This is a genomic window from Thermomonas sp. (assembly GCF_023953935.1).
GTDB lineage: Bacteria > Pseudomonadota > Gammaproteobacteria > Xanthomonadales > Xanthomonadaceae > Thermomonas.
This window is the reverse complement of the sequence record NZ_JAMLIW010000001.1, coordinates 501,212-517,772: the sequence shown is the minus strand read 5'-3', so window position 1 is coordinate 517,772 and position 16,561 is coordinate 501,212. Positions and strand designations below refer to the sequence as shown.

The window sequence follows — 16,561 nt, the reverse complement described above, 5'->3', positions numbered from 1 at the left end:
GCCGGTGATTCCGGAATCACCGGCCACTTTGCCCGCAAGGGTCCATGTTTGGAGACAGCCACAATCAGTACCCCGGACACGAAGCAGAACCGGCGCAATCACGAGATCCGCGTCCCGCGCGTGCGCGTCATTGGCAGCAACGGCGAGATGATCGGCGTGCTGTCGCGCGACGAAGCCCTGAGCATGGCCGAAGACGAGGAACTTGACCTCGTCGAGATCCAGCCGAACGCCGATCCGCCGGTCTGCAAGATCATGGACTTCGGCAAGTTCAAGTTCGAGCAGCAGAAGAAGGCCAACGAAGCCAAGAAGAAGACCCGCCAGGTCGAGATCAAGGAAGTCAAGTTCCGCCCGGTGACGGACGAAGGCGACTACCAGATCAAGATGCGCAAGATGCGCGAGTTCCTGGCCGAGGGCGACAAGATCAAGGTCAACATCCGCTTCCGTGGCCGCGAGATGAGCCATCAGGAATTGGGCCGCGAGATGGCGGCCAGGATCGAGGCCGACCTTGGTGAAGAGATCCTCATCGAGTCCAGGCCGCGCCTCGAAGGCCGGCAGATGGTGATGATGATTGCGCCGAAGAAAAAGTGAGTCTCACGAGGGCGGCTGCCGGGGGTTCCGGGCAGTCGCTCCCCGATACTCGCTTGGTGCCCGGAACCCCCGGCAGCCGCCTTGGGTGGTGAGTGGCATGACGCAATGCCCTGATCCTTGCAGTGTCGAGGATCCCACGGGCAAGGATTTGCAAACCTCACGCCACCCAGCCATAATAATCGGCCCGGTCCGCCGGGTTTGTTGTCGAGTTCCAACAGGACCAGCCCGGATTCTTTCTGAATCAAGGGCTTACCACCGGCAAGGCAAGGATGGAAAGCCCGTTTCCTGGGTATCGCGACCAGCCAAAGGCGAGTCGCAAAGCCCAGAAATGGCGCCTCGGCCAGTTCGTTGATTTCGCAAGGATTCCCAATGCCCAAGATCAAGACCAATCGGGCGGCGGCCAAGCGCTTCCGGAAGACCGCTTCCGGCAAGTACAAGTGCGGCCACGCCAACAAGAGCCACATCCTCACCAAGAAAGCGACCAAGCGGAAGCGCAACCTGCGGCAGACGAACCACGTTCGTGCCGAGGACGCGGGCCGGCTGGACCGCATGTTGCCGTATCTCTGAGGAGGGCTGAACCATGGCAAGAGTCAAGCGTGGCGTGATGGCGCGTCGCCGTCACAAGAAAGTTCTCAAGGCTGCCAAGGGCTACTACAACGCCCGCCGCAAGGTCTTCCGCGTTGCCAAGCAGGCCGTCACCAAGGCCCAGCAGTACGCCTACATCGGCCGCAAGCAGAAGAAGCGCCAGTTCCGCAGCCTGTGGATCGCGCGCATCAATGCCGGCGCGCGCGCCAACGGCATCAGCTACAGCCGCTTCATGAACGGCCTGCTCAAGGCCGGGATCACCCTCGACCGCAAGGTGCTGGCGGACATCGCCGTGCACGATGCGTCCGGGTTTACGGCCCTGACCGAAAAGGCCAAGGGCGCTTTGGCGGCATAAGCCGCCGATCCACACGCAATGCAGCATCGGTGGCGCAAGCCGCCACGACGTGGGGAAGGGCGCGAGTCCTTCCCCATTTTGTTTGGGATTCGGTATTGGTGATTGGTGATTCGGTATTGGTGATTGGTGATTGGTGATTGGCAAGAGCCAAAGCAAAAACCTCGCTTCGATCCTGACCATGTTCACGAATCACGAATCACGAATCACGAATCACGAATCACGGCCCCCAACCATGACCGATATCGAATCCTTGTCCGCGCAGGCGCTGTCCGAGATTGCCGCCGCCGCCACGCCTGACGCGCTGGAAACCTTGCGGGTTGCGCTGCTGGGCAAGAACGGCAGCATCACCGCGCAGTTGAAGGCGCTGGGCGCATTGCCCGGCGACCAGCGCAAGGCTGCCGGTGAGGCGATCAACCGTGCGCGTGACGCGGTTTCCGAAGCGCTGCTCGTGCGCAAGGCGGCGCTCGATGCCGCTGCATTGGACGCGCGGCTTACGGCGGAGACCATCGACGTCACCCTGCCGGGCCGGCGCACCGGGCGCGGCGGCGTGCATCCGGTCAGCCGCACGCTGGAGCGAATGATCGAAATCTTCGGTCGGCTTGGTTATGAATTGGCGGATGGTCCGGAAATCGAGGACGACTGGCACAATTTCGAGGCGCTCAATTTTCCGCCGCACCATCCGGCACGGGCGATGCACGACACGTTCTATTTCGGTGATGGCCGCCTGCTGCGTACCCACACCTCGGGCGTGCAGATCCGCTACATGCAGGACCTGCTGGCGCGGGGCGATGCGCCGCCGCTGCGGATGATCGCGGCCGGCAAGGTCTACCGCAGCGATTCCGACCAGACCCATTCGCCGATGTTCCATCAGCTGGAAGGCCTGCTGGTCGACGAGCATTCCACTTTCGCCGATTTGAAGGGGACCCTGACGGCGTTCGTCCGCGCATTTTTCGAGCGCGATTTCCAGATGCGCTTCCGCCCCAGCTACTTCCCCTTCACCGAACCGTCGGCAGAGGTGGATATCGCCTGGCAGCAGGCCGACGGCAGCAACCGCTGGTTGGAGGTGCTGGGCTGCGGGATGGTGCATCCGAACGTGCTCAAGAGCGTCGGCATCGACCCCGAGCGCTACACCGGCTTCGCGTTCGGCCTCGGCGTGGAGCGCTTTGCCATGCTGCGCTACGGCGTCGATGACCTGCGCGCGTTTTTCGACAACGACGTGCGCTTCCTGAGGCAATTCGCATGAAATTCTCCGAAAACTGGCTGCGCCAGCACGTCAAGACTTCTGCCAGCCGCGAGGAACTCGCGGCGACGCTGACCGCGATCGGCCTGGAAGTCGAAGAACTCACGCCGCTGGGTGAGGGGCTCGACGGCGTGGTGGTGGCCAGGATCGTGTCCGCCGAAAAGCACCCGCAGGCCGACAAACTGCAGGTTTGTGCGGTCGATGCCGGTCTGGGGGCGCCCTTGCAGATCGTGTGCGGGGCGCCCAATGCGCGCGCCGGTCTGGTGGCGCCGCTGGCGACCGTTGGCGCCAGGATTGGTGAGCTCACCATCAAGGCCGCGAAGCTGCGCGGCGTCGAATCCAACGGCATGCTGTGCTCGGCGAAGGAGCTGGGCATCGATGCCGATGCCTCGGGTCTGCTGGAGCTGCCCGACGACGCGCCGGTGGGCACACCGCTGGCCGAGTACCTTGGCCTGCCGGATGCCAGCATCGAGCTCAAGCTCACGCCCAACCGTGCCGATTGCTTCGGCGTGCGCGGGATCGCCTTTGATGTCGCTGCTGCCACCGGCAGCACGGTCGAGCCGCTTGACGCCGAGGCCGTGGCGCCGGTGATCGAGGCCACGGTGGCGGTCGAACTGCATGCCGAGGGCGATGCCCCGCGCTTCGTCGGGCGGGTGATCGAAGGCATCGACCCGCAGGCGAAGACGCCGCTGTGGATGGCGCAGCGGCTGTTGCGCAGTGGCGTGCGCCCGGTCAGTTTTCTGGTCGACGTGACGCAGTACCTGATGCTGGAACTGGGCCAGCCGATGCACGCGTATGACCGCGATCTGCTCAAGGGCCCGATCGGGGTGCGCCGCGCGCGTGCCGGCGAGCAACTGGTCTTGCTCAACGGCGATTCGGTGGTGCTCGATTCGCAGTTCCTTGCCATCACCGACTCCGATCGCGTGATCGGCCTGGCCGGGCTGATGGGCGGCAACGACACCAAGGTAGGCGCGCAGACGCGCAACGTGTTCCTTGAAGCTGCCCACTTCGCGCCGGCGGCCATCATCGGCCGCAGCCGCCGGCTGGGCCTGCACACCGACGCCGCGCATCGTTTCGAGCGCGGGGTTGACCCCGAGCTGCCGCGTATTGCCATCGAGTACGCCACCCGGCTGATCCGCGAGATCGCCGGCGGTTCGCCCGGCCCGGTGGTCGAGGCGGTGCTGCCACATTACCTGCCCGCGCCGAAGGCCATCACTCTGCGGCGCGCGCGCCTGGTGCGGGTGCTGGGTACGACCGTGTGCGATGCGGAGGTCGAGCGGATCCTGTCCTCACTTGGCTTGGCGGTGGAAGCTGTCGACGGCGGCTGGTCCATCACGCCGCCGACGCGGCGCTTCGACCTTGTGATCGAGGAAGACCTGATCGAGGAAGTGGCGCGCATCCACGGCTATGACGCGATTCCGGTCACGCTGCCGGGAGGTGCAACGCGCCTGGTCAACCCCGGCGAAACCCGCGCCAGCGAGTTCGACCTGCGCCGCCAGCTGGTTGCGCGCGACTATCTGGAAGCGATCAATTTTTCCTTCGTCGACGCCGGGCTGCTGGAAGCCTGGTCGCTTGCGGACGGCAGCATCCCCTTGGCCAATCCGCTCAGCGCCGAGCTCGGCGTGATGCGCACTTCGTTGTTGCCGGGGCTGGTTGCCGCACTGGCACGCAATACCAGTCGCCAGCAGGCGCGGGCGCGGCTGTTCGAACTGGGGCGCACTTTCGCCGCGTCCGCGGGCGGACCGCAGGAAACCCGCCGCATCGCCGCGGTGGCCTGTGGTGATGCAGCGTCCGAGCAATGGGGAGTGGCATCGCGCAAGCTCGACCTTTTCGACCTCAAGGGCGATCTCGACAGCCTGGCCGCATTGTCGAATGCGCAGCTGGAGTACCGTCCGGCAGCGCCTCCGTTCGCGCATCCCGGCCGCAGCGCCGATGTGTTTCGCGGCGATGTGCGGATCGGCTGGATCGGCCAGCTGCATCCGCGCCTGCAGGAGGCGCTTGGGATCGAAACCGGGGTCCATGCATTCGAGCTCGATCTTGACGCGCTGCTGGAACGCCCGCTGCCGCGTGCCAGGCTGCTGTCGCGCTTTCCCTCGGTGCGGCGTGACCTCGCCTTCGTGGTTGCGGACGCGGTGTCCTGGGCGCAGTTGCGCGAGACGGCCTCACGTGCCGGTGGCGACCTGCTGCGCGAAGTCGATCTGTTCGACCGCTATGTCGGAAAAGGCGTTGGGGATGGCTGCAAAAGTCTCGCCATGCGCTTGATTTTTCAGGATGATTCGCGCACTCTGACCGAGCAGGACGTGGACTCTGCGGTGGCTGGCGTCGTGGCTGCGCTGGATGAACGACATGGCGCAACGATTCGACGTTGATTGGGTGGACAGGGGAGCGGGATGGCGTTGACCAAGGCGGACATGGCCGAACAACTCTATGCAGAGGTCGGCCTGAACAAGCGCGAAGCGAAGGAATTCGTCGAGGCGTTTTTCGGTGGCTTGCGCGAAGCGCTGGAGCAGGGCAGCCAGATCAAGCTGTCGGGCTTCGGCAACTTCGGCCTGCGCCGCAAGAATCCGCGCCCGGGCCGCAACCCCAAGACCGGCCAGGAGATTCCGATCACCGCGCGCACCGTCGTCACCTTCCGTCCGGGTCAGAAGCTGCGGGCGCGGGTCGAGGCTTACAGCGGGAGCAACCATGCTTGATCCGGGGAGCAATCGCGAGCTTCCGCCGATCCCGGCCAAACGCTATTTCACGATCGGTGAAGTCAGCGAGCTGTGCGACGTCAAGCCGCATGTGCTGCGCTACTGGGAGACCGAGTTCCCCAGTCTCGAACCCTCCAAGCGTCGCGGCAACCGCCGCTACTATCAGCGCCACGACGTGCTGATGGTCCGCCAGATCCGCAGCCTGCTGTACGAACAGGGCTATACCATCAGCGGCGCGCGGCTGCGGCTGGGCGGCGACGACGCCAAACAGGAATCCGCCCTGAGCGCGCAGATCGTGCGTCAGGTGCGCGGTGAGCTGGAAGAAGTGCTGCAGATCCTGCGGCACTGAACCCAAGCGGCGCACGGCGGCGCACCTTTCGGCACCGCATGCGGAAACCGCCCGCGCATTCGCTATAATTGCCTCCGATTCGGGGTATGGCGCAGCCTGGTAGCGCACTTGTCTGGGGGACAAGTGGTCGTCGGTTCAAATCCGGCTACCCCGACCATTTCACGGTTTGCCCGAAAACCGCTGGTTCGCCGGCGGTTTTTTCGTGCGCCCCGGGTTCGCGTGGAACTGCGCCAACGCGGTCGTGCCCCGATGCGCGCGGCGTCGCGGCTACAGCTGCACCAATCCCATCCGTGCGGCTTCCAGCGTGGCCTCGGCGCGACTGTTGACGTTGAGCTTGCGGTAGATCGACTTGAGGTGATCGGAGACGGTATGGCGGCTGATTTCGAGTTTTTCCGACAGTTCCGGCAGGCGGCAGCCCTTGCTGACCAGCACCAGCACTTCGCGTTCACGGGGGGTGAGGGATTCGACGCCGGGGGTGTCGTCTGCCGCCACCGGCTGGAAGGCGCGCAGCAGGCGTTTGGCAATGGCGGGTGACAGCGGCGGTTCACCGCGCAGGATGCCGTCGAGCGCGGCACCGAGGCGTTCTTCGGGCTGATCCTTGAGCAGATAGCCGTGGGCGCCGGCACGCAGGGCAGGGAAGACATGGGCATCGTCGCCGAACAGGGTCGTCACGACGATGGTGCAACCGGGGCAACGCTGTGCCAGTGGGCGGATCAGCTGGGTGCCATCGCCGTCGGGCAGGCCGAGGTCGATCAGGGCCAGCTGTGGCTGCAGGCCGGAGTCGAGCCATTGCCGTGCAACGCCCAGAGTAGGGGCATGCTGGATGTCAATGCCGGGGTAATGCCGGGCCAGCAGCGCGGCCAGCCATGCGGCCACTTCCGGCAGGTCTTCCAGCAGCAAGGCGGTGCGCGGAGCGGCGTCCATCCGGTGATGCTCCCACGCCGCATCGGCGCTGGCTATCCCCCGGCTGCGGGAGCGGCGGGCAGCGGGAAGCGCAGGTGGACTTTGGTGCCGCCCAAGGTACCTTGCTGCCACTGGATGTCGCCGTGCAGTTCGTCGGCGCGCGCGCGCATGCTGCGGGTGCCGCGGCCGTCGCCGATCCGGGCCGGATCGAAATGGCCATCGTCGGTCACTTCGAAGATCAGATCCGCGGCGACCTGGCGCACGATGATGCGGACCCGTGAAGGGTTGGCGTGGCGGATGGCATTGGTGACCGCTTCGCGACCGATCCGGAACAGGTGCATGGACTGGGCGCGGTCTAGCGTCGGGTCGGGCAGGGTATCGGACTGGTGCCAGTCCAGCGTGATGGAACGGGTGAGCAGGCGCTGCTCGATTTCGTCGCGCAGCTGCGCCAGCACTTCCAGCAGGCTGCCTTCGATGCCGCGGTCGTGGGCGAGGATGGCGCGCAGGTCCTGCAGGATTTCACGCACCAGTTGGCGCTCGCCGTCGGGGACCCGGTGCAACAGGGTCAGCAGGGCGCTGCCGACGTCGTCGTGGAGGTCATCGTAGATGCGTTTGCGTTCCTGCTCGACCGCTTCGGCGACGGCCAGCTGCTGGCGCAGGATGCCAAGCTCGGTCGGGATCGCGCTGTCCTCGCGCCTGCCCATGCCGAGCAGGCGCTGCAGCGCGCCGGTCTGCTGCTTGGGTACTGCCACTGCCGTTCCCCTGTTGCGTGCTCGAACCCGTCTCTTCGATTGTATGCAAGGTCGTGACGTTTGCCTGTGCTGCACGTCGCGATTGCGTCAGGATATTGCCGATGATTCAGCTTGCGACCGTGACGGCTTCGCTCAGGTCGGCAGGCTGCGACAGCCCAGTGCCTCGAGCAAGCCGTGTGCGGCGGGCAGGTGGATCAACCACGGCGCAGCGAGGGTGAGCACGCCCGCGAAGATCACCGCGGCGCCAGCGAGGGGACGAAATGCGCCGCGCTGCAGGCGCTGGCCGATGCGGGCGCCGGCCCAGGTCAGTGACACCATCACCGGCAAGGTGCCGAGGCCGAATGCGGCCATGGTCAGTGCCCCGTGCACGGGACTGGCGGTCAGCCAGGCGGCGGCGAGCAGGGTGGACGACAGGCCGCAGGGCATCCAGCCCCAGAGCATGCCCAGCAGCAGGCGGCGGGTGGGGGTGTTGGCCGGCAACAGCCGACGCTGGAGTGGGCGCAGGGCGCGCCACAGCCAGTGGCCGGGGCCACCGGAAAAGCGCGGCAGGCGATGGTGCGTGTCCAGCATGCGCAGTCCGGCGATGACCAGCACCAGACCGACCGCGGCCCGCATGGCCACACCCAACCAGGGCAGCCGGGCAAGGCCGAGCAGGCCGCCACCCAAGCCCCCCACGAGCGCGCCGGCCAGAACGTAGCCAAGCACGCGGCCCAGATTGGGTTGCAGCGCGGCCCATCCGCCGCGCGCGCCAACCGAAAAACTGGTGGCGATGCCGCCGCACATGGCCACGCAGTGGGCGCCGCCGAGGATGCCGGTCAGCAGCGCGGCACCGAGGACGACGCTGTCAATCGGCATGGTGCTGCCCTGGCCCCGCGGCGGGAGCCGATGGCTTGTCCTTGTCCTGCACGGGGCGCGCGTCGTCGCGCAGCACGTCCAGCGCCGGGGTGTCGAGATCCTCGAACTGGCCGTGCCGCACCGCCCAGACGAACACCCAGGCGGCTACCCCGATCAGGACCAGGCTGATGGGTATCAGGAACAGCAGGATGTTCATGGCCGGCCTTTCATGTGCGAGCCACCCGGGTCAGGCGCAAGGCGTTGGCAGTGACCAGCAGCGACGATAGCGCCATCCCGAGCGCGGCGAGCCAGGGCGTCACCATGCCGGCAGCCGCCAGCGGCAGGGCCAGCAGGTTGTAGCCGATCGCCCAGCCGAGGTTTTCGCGGATGACGCGACGGCTGCGGCGGGCGATCGAGATCGCCGCAGGCACCGCGCCGAGGTTGGAGCCGGCGAGCACGAAATCGGCGCTGCGCTGGGCCAGCGCGGCGCCGTCGCCGATCGCCAGCGAGACGTCGGCGCCGGCCAGCACCGGCGCGTCGTTGAGACCGTCGCCGACCATCGCCACGCATTTCCCTTCGTTTTGCAATTGTCGTACCAACGCCAGCTTGTCTTCGGGCGATTGTCGCGCGTGGGCGTGCTCCAGGCACAGTTCCCGCGCGAGGCGGGTGACGGCCGGCTCGGCATCGCCGCTGGCCAGGCGCAAGCACAGGCCTTGCTCGCGCAGGCGTTGCAGCGCCGGCGCGGCGTTGTTGCGAACGCGTTCGGTGATCAGGAAGCGGGCGCGCCGGCCGTCCGCGCCGCCGAGCCAGACCGTGCCATCGTCGGCGCTGCCGATGGCGAACGGCGCGCTGCCAATGCGCCAGCGTCGGCCTTCGATGACACCTTCGACACCCTGCCCGGGCACGGCGCGAATGTTGCTGGCGGGCGGCGGGTCGGGGCAGTCCGCGAAGGCGGCGGCCAGCGGGTGGCTGCTGTCGCGCTCCAGCGCCGCGGCGATGCGCAGCGCTTCGGTTTCCTGCAACCCGCGCAGGTCGGTGATGGCCTGCCGCTGCGGCTTGCCGCAGGTCAAGGTGCCGGTCTTGTCGAAGACCACCTCGCTGACGCGTGCCAGTCGCTCCAGCGCGTCCGGGCGCACCGCCAGCACGCCGATCTTCGCCAGCGCGCCGTGGGCGGCGGCGAGCGCTGCCGGTACCGCCAGCGACAGCGCGCAGGGACAGCTGATGACGAGCAGGGCGAGCACCACCTCGAAGGCGCGCGCAGGTTCGTGCAGGCGCCACCACGCATAGACGACGAGTGCGGCGAGCGCGAGGCCGGCGACGAACCAGGTGGCGATGCGTTCACTGCCGCGCGCCAGCGCCGGGCGATGCGCCTGCGCGGTTTCAACCAGTCGCACCAGCTCGGCCAGGCGGGTGGCGGCGCCGACCTGGGTGATGCGGATGCTGGCGGCGTGCTCACGGCAGGCGGTGCCGGCATAGACCGGATCGCCGGCATGCTTGGCCACCGGCGTGGATTCGCCGGTCAACAGGGATTCTTCGAACGCGGCGTCGCCATCGAGCAGGACGCCATCGGCCGGGACCGGTTCCCCGACCGCGACGCGCACGCGATCACCGACAGCCAGCGCTTCGATCGGCACCGACTCGCGGCGGCCATCGTCCAGTTCGCGGGTGGCGAAGGCCGGCCGCGCCCGTGCCAATGCATCGACCTGGGCGCTGGCAATTCCACGCGCGCGTTGTTCGAGCTGGCGCGCCACCAGCAGCAGGAACACGAACATCACCGCCGCATCGAACCAGACGTGCGGGCCGCCGCGCAGGGTTTCGACGGTGCTGGCGGCCCAGGCCAGCAAGGTGGAGCCGGCGATCAGCACATCCATGCCCAGGCGCCGGCCGCGCAGTTCGTTCCAGGCGCCGAGCAGGAATGGCCAGCCGGCCCAGAACACCACCGGGGTGGACACCAAAAAAGTGATCCAGCGGAAGAAATCGCGGGTGGGGATGGGCATCTGCCCGCGGGTATCGAGATAGAGCGCCTCGGCGAACATCATCGCCTGCATCGCGCCGATACCGGCGAGGCCGATCCGGATCAGGTCGCGGTTGCGCTGGCGCCGGCGCGTCGCCTCGCGCTCTTCGCCGGTGGCGAGATAGGGCCGGTAGCCGAGTGCGGCCAGTCGCGCCAGCGGTTGCGACAACACGGTGCGGGCCGGATCCCAGGCGATGCGGATGCGTCCGGTGATGGCGTTGGCGCTGGAATCCAGCACGCCGGGCTCGCGGGCCAGCGCGCGATCGATCAGCCAGGCGCAGGCCGCGCAGCGCATGCCGTCGGTGAGCACGGTGATCTCGCGACCGCCCTCGATGGCGCGGGCGTGGCCGGCAAGCAGTTCTTCGCGATCCCAGGCCGCCAGTGCCGGTGCATCGGCATCCACGCGTCCGGCGGGAACGTCGCGCAGGCGGTAGTAGTCGTCGAGTTGCGCATCGAGGATCCAATGCGCGGCGGCGGCGCAGCCATCGCAGCAGAACGGGCGCGACTGGCCGTCCAGTTCGGCCAGCATCGGCGCAGGTGGCAGCGACTCGCCACAGTGGAAACACACGCCGTCGCGGCTGTCCATCGGCTCAGGGCTGGCCGCTGTCGATGGCCGGCTGCAGGTGGACGGCAAGATCGCCGCGCGGCATGCGTCCGCGCAGGCGCCAGCGTGGGCCGGCCGTGGATTCGAGTTGCAGCAGCCAGTCGTGGTCGAGCGCGGGTTTGGCGGAAGCGCGCCAGCCGGCGTCGAAGGGTGCCAATTCCAGCACGAGGTCGGCGCTGGCGCGGGTGGGGTGGTGCAGGGAAAGATGCAGGCGCTGGGCGTGGTCGAAGTTGCCGGTCGCCGGGAACGCCTCGATGAAGCCGTGTTCCCGGTCGATCCGCACAACGGCGGTGAGCCCGGCGGCCGCGGCGGCGGCGTCCGGGCCGAGGTCGCTGTGCTGGATCTGGCCGGTGCGCTCGACCTTGTCAGGCACCACGTCCATCGGGCCACCGTCGGCGGCCACCTTGAGCATGATGGCGCTGCCGATGACCACGGCGCCGACAAGGGCCAGCATCAGCCAGACGATGGGTTCGCGCCACGGCGAGGATTGCTGCTCCATGACCGGCGCGCCTACATCGGGCCGAAGAAGGTGCTGTCGACCCGCACGCTGGCGCTGCCGTCTTCGGCTTCGATGATGAAGACCAGGTTGTGGCGACCGCGCACCGTGTCGGCAGGTGCACCCACTTCGAGTTCGTGCGCAATCACCGCACCGGCGGGCACCTTGACGGCAAGTGGCGCGCCACTCAGTGCCAACGGTGTTCGGTCGGCCGGCTCGATCCGGACCTTGTAGCTGCGGTCGACATCGGTCTTGTTGACCAGCTTCAAGGTGTAGCCGTTGTCGATGCGGTCGCCGTGCTCGCGGTACAGCGCGTTGCGGTCGCGCAGCACGTCGGCGATCAGCGGGCTGCGGTGGAATACGCCCCAGGTCCAGGCCGACACCAGCACGGTCAGCAGGATGGCGTAGACGACGATGCGCGGGCGCAGGATCCGCGCCGGCTGGCCGTCGAGGGCGTTCTGGGTGGTATAGCGGATCAGTCCGCGCGGCATCCCGACCTTGTCCATCACCTCGTCGCAGGCGTCGATGCACAGGCCGCAGGCGATGCATTCGTATTGCAGGCCGTTGCGGATGTCGATGCCGACCGGGCAGACCTGCACGCACATGGTGCAGTCGATGCAGTCGCCGAGTTGGTCCGGCTCGAACTTCGGCAGCGGCAAGGCTTCCTCGCCGGCGGCGGCAAGGGTGACGGTGCCGCCGGCATTGAGCCGCGCCGCGGCGGCGCTGGGGTGCTGGCTGGCGCGGAACACGTAGTCGTAGGCGGTGCGGATGTCGAGCAGGCCGCGCGCGCGCTCCAGCACGCTGGGCAGGCCCTTGCGGCGCGGGCCGCGCGGTTCGCCGCGCAGCGGGTCGTAGGCGATGATCAGGGTGTCGCGGTCGAACATCGCGCTCTGGAAGCGCGCGTACGGGCACATGTATTTGCACACCTGCTCGCGCAGGATGCCGGCGTTGCCCCAGGTGGCCAGCGAATAGAACAGCACCCAGAAGGTTTCCCAGCCGTTCCAGTCCAGCGCCGGCAGGCGCATGGCGAGGCTGGTGATCGGGGTGAAGAAACCGACGAAGGTGAAGCCGGTCCACAGCGCGAACAGCAGCCACAGCACGTGCTTGCTGCCCTTGCGCAGGATCTTCTCGCGGTTCCACGGGCCGGCGTCGAGCTTCATCCGCTTGCCGCGGTCGCCCTCGGTCCAGCGCTCGATCCACATGAACGTTTCGGTCCACACCGTCTGCGGGCAGGCGTAGCCGCACCACAGCCGTCCGGCCAGCGCGGTGGCGAAGAACAGGGTCATTGCCAGCACGATCAGCAAGATGGCAAGCAGGCTGAAATCCTGCGGCCAGAAGGTCAGGCCGAAGACATGGAACTTGCGCGCCGGCAGGTCGAACAGCACCGCCTGGCGGCCGTCCCAGCGCAACCACGGGAACAGGTAATACATGCCCAGCAGCCAGAACACGGCCAGCCGACGCATGCGGTCGAAGCGGCCGGAAATGTCGCGTGGATAGACCTTGCGTTCGCTGACGTACGCGGAATCGCCGCCGCTGTCGAGCAGATCGATGTCGATGCGTTTGTTCACGACCTGATTACCGCCCGGTTCTGGGTCCGTTGAAGCGGCTCGAGGGTCGCAGCAGGATCCAGGTGAACAGGCTGGACGACGCCGTCGCCAGCCAGAAGGTGAAGAAACCGATCGTGTAGCCGGAGCTGCGGCTGATCGCCAGGTGCGGGAAGGTCAGATCGCGCAGTTCCAGCGGATCGACGAAGGCGAAGAACACCATCGTCGCCACGCCGGCGGCGAAAAAACTCGGCCACAGGACGGCACCGACCCGCTGTGCCATTGGCCGTGGCGGGTGGTCGAACCCGGGCGTCGTGAAATCGGTCATTGTGCGGCCCGTGGCGTGCCGGCCCCGGCCCGATGCGACAGCGACCAGACATAGGCTGCGACCAGCCGGGTGCGGGTATCGCCCAGGGTTTCGCCCCAGGCCGGCATGCTGCCGTGGCGACCGTTGGCGATCGTTTTGCGCAGGGATTCGGTGCTGTCGCCGTAGAGCCAGTAGCCGTCGGTCAGGTCGGGCGCGCCCAGGGCCGGGTTGCCCTTGCCATCCTTGCCGTGGCAGGCGGCGCAAACGCTTTCGAACAGTTCCTTGCCGCGCGCGGCGGCAAAGTCGTTCGGCGCCGCGACGCCCTTGTTGCCCAGCTGGCGCACATAGGCGATCACGTAGTCGACCGCGTCCGGACCACCCATGCCGGCAAGTGCCTTGCCCCAGGCCGGCATCACCCCTTCGCGGCCTTTCAGGACGGTGGTGAGGACCTGGTCCGGGCTGCCACCCCAGTGCCAGATGTCGTCGGTCAGGTTCGGGTAGCCGATCGCGCCCTTGGCCGAGGAGCCGTGGCAGGTGGCGCAGTTGTTGGCGAACAGCGAGCGCCCCAGTTCCACCGCGGCCGGTGTCTGCGCCAGCACGTCGATCGCCTTGCCCTGGTAGGGCGCAAAGGTGCGCTCCAGCTGGGCGTTGGCCAGCGCGGCGGCCTGGTCGTGTTCGGCCTTCGAGCTCCAGTGGCCCAGACCGGGGTAGGTGCCCCAGCCGCCGTACCAGAACAGATAGCCGAACGAGAACGCGATCGCGATGTAGAAGCCGTTGATCCACCAGCGCGGCATCGGCTTGTTGAACTCGGTGATGTCGCCGTCCCAGTAATGGCTGGTGTCTTCCGGCTTGGGATCACCGGGGCGGCGCTTGGCCGTCCACCACAGCAGCCAGGTGATGCCCAGCAGGTTGACCAGGATCAGAACGATGACGTACCAATTCCAGGGGGCGGTCATGGGGCGGTCCTCCCTTCGGTCTCGGTGATCTTTTCGCTCGGCGGAATGACGTCGTCGTCCACGGCCAGGCGCGCGGTTTCTTCAAAGCCCTTGCGCAGGCGCGGCTGCCAGGCCCAGACCCACAGGCCGACGAACAGGACCAGAAGCACCGAGGTCAGGATTCCGGAAAGCATGGCTCAGCCCCCCTTCGGCGCGTGCTTGCCGAGGCCCTGCAAGTAGGCCACCAGCGCGTCGAGTTCGGTCTTGCCTGCGACCGCTTCCGGCGCGGCGGCGATCTCGGCGTCGCTGTACGGGTCGCCGAGGCGCTTGAGGGCGCGCATGTGGGCCTGCACGGTGGCACCGTCGAGGGTGTTCTTCTCCAGCCAGGGGAAGCCGGGCATGTTGGATTCGGGCACCACGTCGCGCGGGTTGATCATGTGCACGCGGTGCCAGTCGTCGGAGTAGCGGCCGCCCACGCGGGCCAGGTCCGGACCGGTGCGCTTGCTGCCCCACTGGAACGGGCGGTCGTAGACCGATTCACCGGCCATCGAATAATGGCCATAGCGCTCGGTTTCGAAGCGCAGGGTGCGGATCATCTGCGAGTGGCAGTTGTAGCAGCCCTCGCGCACGTAGACGTCGCGCCCGGCCAGCTCCAGCGCCGGGTAGGGCTTGACCCCGGGCAGCGGCTGGATGGCCTCGGCCTGGAACATCATGGGGATGATCTCGGCCAACCCGCCCAGCGACACCGCAATGGCGGTCGCCAGGGCCAGGATGCCGATGTTCTTTTCCAGCTTCTCGTGTGCAAGTCCCATGGTGGCGTCCTCAGGCGATCGCGTCGGCGGCATCGGGGGCCAGGACCGGGTGTTGGACCAGGCCCTTGGACTGCTGCCAGGTCTTCCACATGTGCCAGCCCATCAGGCACATGCCGGCGAGGATCATCAGCCCGCCGAGCAGCCGGCCGAGGTAGTAGGGATAGGTGGCCACCAGCGATTCGACGAAGCTGTAGGTCAAGGTGCCGTCGGGGTTGGTGGCGCGCCACATCAGGCCCTGGGTGATGCCGGCGATCCACATCGAGACGATGTAGAACACCACGCCGATCGTGTGCAGCCAGAAGTGGGTGTCGATCAGCCTGGTCGAATACATGCCCTGCAGGTTCAGCAGCCGCGGGTACAGCGAATACAGCGAGCCGATCGAGATCATCGCCACCCAGCCCAGGGTGCCGGCGTGGACGTGGCCCACGGTCCAGTCGGTGTAGTGCGACAGCGAGTTGACCGTCTTGATCGACAGCAGCGGGCCTTCGAAGGTCGCGATCATGTAAAAACTGATTGCCACGATCAGGAACTTCAGGATCGGGTCGGTGCGCAATTTGTGCCAGACGCCCGAGAGCGTGAGGATGCCGTTCATCGCGCCGCCCCAGCTCGGCGCCAGCAGGATCACCGAGAACACCATGCCCACCGACTGCGCCCAGTCCGGCAGCGCGGTGTAGTGGAGGTGGTGCGGGCCGGCCCACATGTAGATCGAAATCAGCGCCCAGAAGTGGACGATCGACAGCCGGTAGGAATAGATCGGCCGCTGCGCCTGCTTGGGCACGAAGTAGTACATCATCGACAGGTAGCCGACGGTGAGCAGGAAGGCCACCGCGTTGTGGCCGTACCACCACTGTGCCAGCGCGTCGACCGCGCCGCTGTAGACCGGATACGACTTCCACAACCCGGCCGGCATCACCAGGTTGTTGACGATGTGGAGCAGGCCGACGCCGATGATGTAGGCGCCGAAGAACCAGTTGGCCACATAGATGTGCTTGACCTTGCGCGCCGCGATGGTGCGGAAGAACAGCCAGCCGTAGACCACCCAGACGATGGCGATCAGGATGTCCAGCGGCCATTCGAGCTCGGCGTATTCCTTGCTCTGGGTGATGCCCAGCGGCAGGGTGATGACCGCGCCGACCATCGCCGCCTGCCAGCCCCAGAACACGAAGCCGGCGAGCTTGTCGGAAATCAGCCGCACATGGCAGGTGCGCTGCACCACATACAGCGAGGTGGCGAACAGCACCGAGCCGCCGAAGGCGAAGATCATGCCGTTGGTGTGCAGCGGGCGCAGCCGGCTGTAGGTCAGCCAGGGGGTGTCGAAGTTGAGCGCGGGCCAGTACAGCTGGGCGGCGCAGAACACCCCGACCAGCATGCCGACGATGCCCCAGAACACGGTGGCAACCGCGAACTGGTGCACGACCTTGTCGTTGTAAATGCCGGCATTGGCTTGCATGCGGGTCTCCGGAAATCGCAATACATTCGGCCCGTGCCGCCAGGATGCGGCAAGCGCGGGCATGGTTGTGTGGCGCGGGATCAGGCGGCCCGATGCAGAG

At 67.1% G+C, this 16,561-nt stretch carries 19 protein-coding genes and 1 tRNA gene; 8 read left to right on the top strand and 12 right to left on the bottom strand.

What is annotated here, in order from left to right:
- The first annotated feature begins 63 nt into the window (after positions 1 to 63).
- The 8 genes from infC to M9902_RS02325 all read left to right on the top strand — a co-directional run bounded on the left by infC (position 64) and on the right by M9902_RS02325 (position 5,967).
- On the top strand, positions 64 to 588 hold the full coding sequence (gene infC, locus M9902_RS02360; RefSeq protein WP_297175222.1) for a translation initiation factor IF-3: 525 nt from the start codon (positions 64 to 66) through the stop codon (positions 586 to 588).
- 369 nt (positions 589 to 957) lie between these two features.
- Positions 958 to 1,155 (top strand): 50S ribosomal protein L35, encoded by a 198-nt coding sequence (gene rpmI, locus M9902_RS02355; protein WP_027083463.1) that lies wholly within the window; start codon positions 958 to 960, stop codon positions 1,153 to 1,155.
- 13 nt (positions 1,156 to 1,168) lie between these two features.
- The gene (gene rplT / locus M9902_RS02350) at positions 1,169 to 1,528 is read left to right on the top strand and encodes a 50S ribosomal protein L20 (protein ID WP_297175075.1); all 360 of its coding nucleotides are present in this window, start codon (positions 1,169 to 1,171) and stop codon (positions 1,526 to 1,528) included.
- A gap of 232 nt (positions 1,529 to 1,760) precedes the next feature.
- Entirely contained in the window at positions 1,761 to 2,771 is a 1,011-nt protein-coding gene (gene pheS, locus M9902_RS02345; protein ID WP_297220916.1) for a phenylalanine--tRNA ligase subunit alpha, read from the top strand.
- Positions 2,768 to 5,137, top strand: coding sequence for a phenylalanine--tRNA ligase subunit beta (pheT, locus tag M9902_RS02340; RefSeq protein WP_297220914.1), 2,370 nt, complete (start codon positions 2,768 to 2,770; stop codon positions 5,135 to 5,137). The genes pheS and pheT overlap by 4 nt, the downstream gene beginning before the upstream one ends.
- Before the next feature lie 21 nt (positions 5,138 to 5,158).
- A complete protein-coding gene (locus tag M9902_RS02335) occupies positions 5,159 to 5,461 on the top strand; it encodes an integration host factor subunit alpha (protein ID WP_297220911.1) in 303 nt (100 codons plus the stop codon).
- Entirely contained in the window at positions 5,454 to 5,810 is a 357-nt protein-coding gene (locus M9902_RS02330) for a MerR family transcriptional regulator (protein WP_297175066.1), read from the top strand. The genes M9902_RS02335 and M9902_RS02330 overlap by 8 nt, the downstream gene beginning before the upstream one ends.
- 80 nt (positions 5,811 to 5,890) lie before the next feature.
- Positions 5,891 to 5,967, top strand: a tRNA-Pro gene (locus tag M9902_RS02325).
- Positions 5,968 to 6,077: 110 nt separating this feature from the next.
- Here M9902_RS02325 and M9902_RS02320 read toward each other — a convergent pair.
- The 12 genes from M9902_RS02320 to ccoN form a co-directional block, all read right to left on the bottom strand.
- Positions 6,078 to 6,734, bottom strand: coding sequence for a response regulator transcription factor (locus M9902_RS02320; RefSeq protein ID WP_297220909.1), 657 nt, complete (start codon positions 6,732 to 6,734; stop codon positions 6,078 to 6,080).
- 32 nt (positions 6,735 to 6,766) lie between these two features.
- Positions 6,767 to 7,465, bottom strand: a complete 699-nt coding sequence (locus M9902_RS02315; RefSeq protein WP_297175060.1) for an ATP-binding protein — start codon at positions 7,463 to 7,465, stop codon at positions 6,767 to 6,769.
- A 132-nt stretch (positions 7,466 to 7,597) separates the two neighbouring features.
- Positions 7,598 to 8,320, bottom strand: a complete 723-nt coding sequence (locus tag M9902_RS02310; protein WP_297175057.1) for a sulfite exporter TauE/SafE family protein — start codon at positions 8,318 to 8,320, stop codon at positions 7,598 to 7,600.
- Positions 8,310 to 8,516: a cbb3-type cytochrome oxidase assembly protein CcoS gene (gene ccoS / locus M9902_RS02305; protein ID WP_297175053.1), complete on the bottom strand. Its 207-nt coding sequence runs from the start codon at positions 8,514 to 8,516 to the stop codon at positions 8,310 to 8,312. Before ccoS ends, M9902_RS02310 begins: the two co-directional genes overlap by 11 nt.
- 10 nt (positions 8,517 to 8,526) lie before the next feature.
- Positions 8,527 to 10,899 (bottom strand): heavy metal translocating P-type ATPase, encoded by a 2,373-nt coding sequence (locus M9902_RS02300; RefSeq protein ID WP_297220906.1) that lies wholly within the window; start codon positions 10,897 to 10,899, stop codon positions 8,527 to 8,529.
- A gap of 4 nt (positions 10,900 to 10,903) precedes the next feature.
- A complete protein-coding gene (locus M9902_RS02295; protein ID WP_297220904.1) occupies positions 10,904 to 11,416 on the bottom strand; it encodes a FixH family protein in 513 nt (170 codons plus the stop codon).
- A gap of 11 nt (positions 11,417 to 11,427) precedes the next feature.
- Positions 11,428 to 12,981, bottom strand: a complete 1,554-nt coding sequence (locus M9902_RS02290; protein ID WP_297220902.1) for a 4Fe-4S dicluster domain-containing protein — start codon at positions 12,979 to 12,981, stop codon at positions 11,428 to 11,430.
- A gap of 7 nt (positions 12,982 to 12,988) precedes the next feature.
- The gene (locus M9902_RS02285; protein WP_297175041.1) at positions 12,989 to 13,285 is read right to left on the bottom strand and encodes a hypothetical protein; all 297 of its coding nucleotides are present in this window, start codon (positions 13,283 to 13,285) and stop codon (positions 12,989 to 12,991) included.
- Entirely contained in the window at positions 13,282 to 14,220 is a 939-nt protein-coding gene (ccoP, locus tag M9902_RS02280) for a cytochrome-c oxidase, cbb3-type subunit III (RefSeq protein ID WP_297220900.1), read from the bottom strand. Before ccoP ends, M9902_RS02285 begins: the two co-directional genes overlap by 4 nt.
- Positions 14,217 to 14,393, bottom strand: coding sequence for a cbb3-type cytochrome c oxidase subunit 3 (locus tag M9902_RS02275; protein ID WP_297220898.1), 177 nt, complete (start codon positions 14,391 to 14,393; stop codon positions 14,217 to 14,219). The genes ccoP and M9902_RS02275 overlap by 4 nt, the downstream gene beginning before the upstream one ends.
- Positions 14,394 to 14,396: 3 nt before the next feature.
- The gene (ccoO, locus tag M9902_RS02270) at positions 14,397 to 15,011 is read right to left on the bottom strand and encodes a cytochrome-c oxidase, cbb3-type subunit II (RefSeq protein ID WP_297175033.1); all 615 of its coding nucleotides are present in this window, start codon (positions 15,009 to 15,011) and stop codon (positions 14,397 to 14,399) included.
- A gap of 10 nt (positions 15,012 to 15,021) precedes the next feature.
- Complete coding sequence (ccoN, locus tag M9902_RS02265; protein WP_297220896.1) at positions 15,022 to 16,461, bottom strand: cytochrome-c oxidase, cbb3-type subunit I; 1,440 nt, start codon at positions 16,459 to 16,461, stop codon at positions 15,022 to 15,024.
- Positions 16,462 to 16,561 lie beyond the last annotated feature (100 nt).

What these genes read in the sequence shown, in the direction of transcription:
- M9902_RS02320 (WP_297220909.1), bottom strand. Translation starts at nt 6,734, where the DNA reads ATGGACGCCGCTCCGCGCACCGCCTTGCTGCTGGAAGACCTGCCGGAA.
- M9902_RS02335 (WP_297220911.1), top strand. Translation starts at nt 5,159, where the DNA reads ATGGCGTTGACCAAGGCGGACATGGCCGAACAACTCTATGCAGAGGTC.
- ccoP (WP_297220900.1), bottom strand. Translation starts at nt 14,220, where the DNA reads ATGACCGCCCCCTGGAATTGGTACGTCATCGTTCTGATCCTGGTCAAC.
- ccoO (WP_297175033.1), bottom strand. Translation starts at nt 15,011, where the DNA reads ATGGGACTTGCACACGAGAAGCTGGAAAAGAACATCGGCATCCTGGCC.
- pheT (WP_297220914.1), top strand. Translation starts at nt 2,768, where the DNA reads ATGAAATTCTCCGAAAACTGGCTGCGCCAGCACGTCAAGACTTCTGCC.
- M9902_RS02310 (WP_297175057.1), bottom strand. Translation starts at nt 8,320, where the DNA reads ATGCCGATTGACAGCGTCGTCCTCGGTGCCGCGCTGCTGACCGGCATC.
- rpmI (WP_027083463.1), top strand. Translation starts at nt 958, where the DNA reads ATGCCCAAGATCAAGACCAATCGGGCGGCGGCCAAGCGCTTCCGGAAG.
- M9902_RS02330 (WP_297175066.1), top strand. Translation starts at nt 5,454, where the DNA reads ATGCTTGATCCGGGGAGCAATCGCGAGCTTCCGCCGATCCCGGCCAAA.
- ccoN (WP_297220896.1), bottom strand. Translation starts at nt 16,461, where the DNA reads ATGCAAGCCAATGCCGGCATTTACAACGACAAGGTCGTGCACCAGTTC.
- M9902_RS02300 (WP_297220906.1), bottom strand. Translation starts at nt 10,899, where the DNA reads ATGGACAGCCGCGACGGCGTGTGTTTCCACTGTGGCGAGTCGCTGCCA.
- pheS (WP_297220916.1), top strand. Translation starts at nt 1,761, where the DNA reads ATGACCGATATCGAATCCTTGTCCGCGCAGGCGCTGTCCGAGATTGCC.
- M9902_RS02275 (WP_297220898.1), bottom strand. Translation starts at nt 14,393, where the DNA reads ATGCTTTCCGGAATCCTGACCTCGGTGCTTCTGGTCCTGTTCGTCGGC.
- ccoS (WP_297175053.1), bottom strand. Translation starts at nt 8,516, where the DNA reads ATGAACATCCTGCTGTTCCTGATACCCATCAGCCTGGTCCTGATCGGG.
- M9902_RS02285 (WP_297175041.1), bottom strand. Translation starts at nt 13,285, where the DNA reads ATGACCGATTTCACGACGCCCGGGTTCGACCACCCGCCACGGCCAATG.
- M9902_RS02295 (WP_297220904.1), bottom strand. Translation starts at nt 11,416, where the DNA reads ATGGAGCAGCAATCCTCGCCGTGGCGCGAACCCATCGTCTGGCTGATG.
- rplT (WP_297175075.1), top strand. Translation starts at nt 1,169, where the DNA reads ATGGCAAGAGTCAAGCGTGGCGTGATGGCGCGTCGCCGTCACAAGAAA.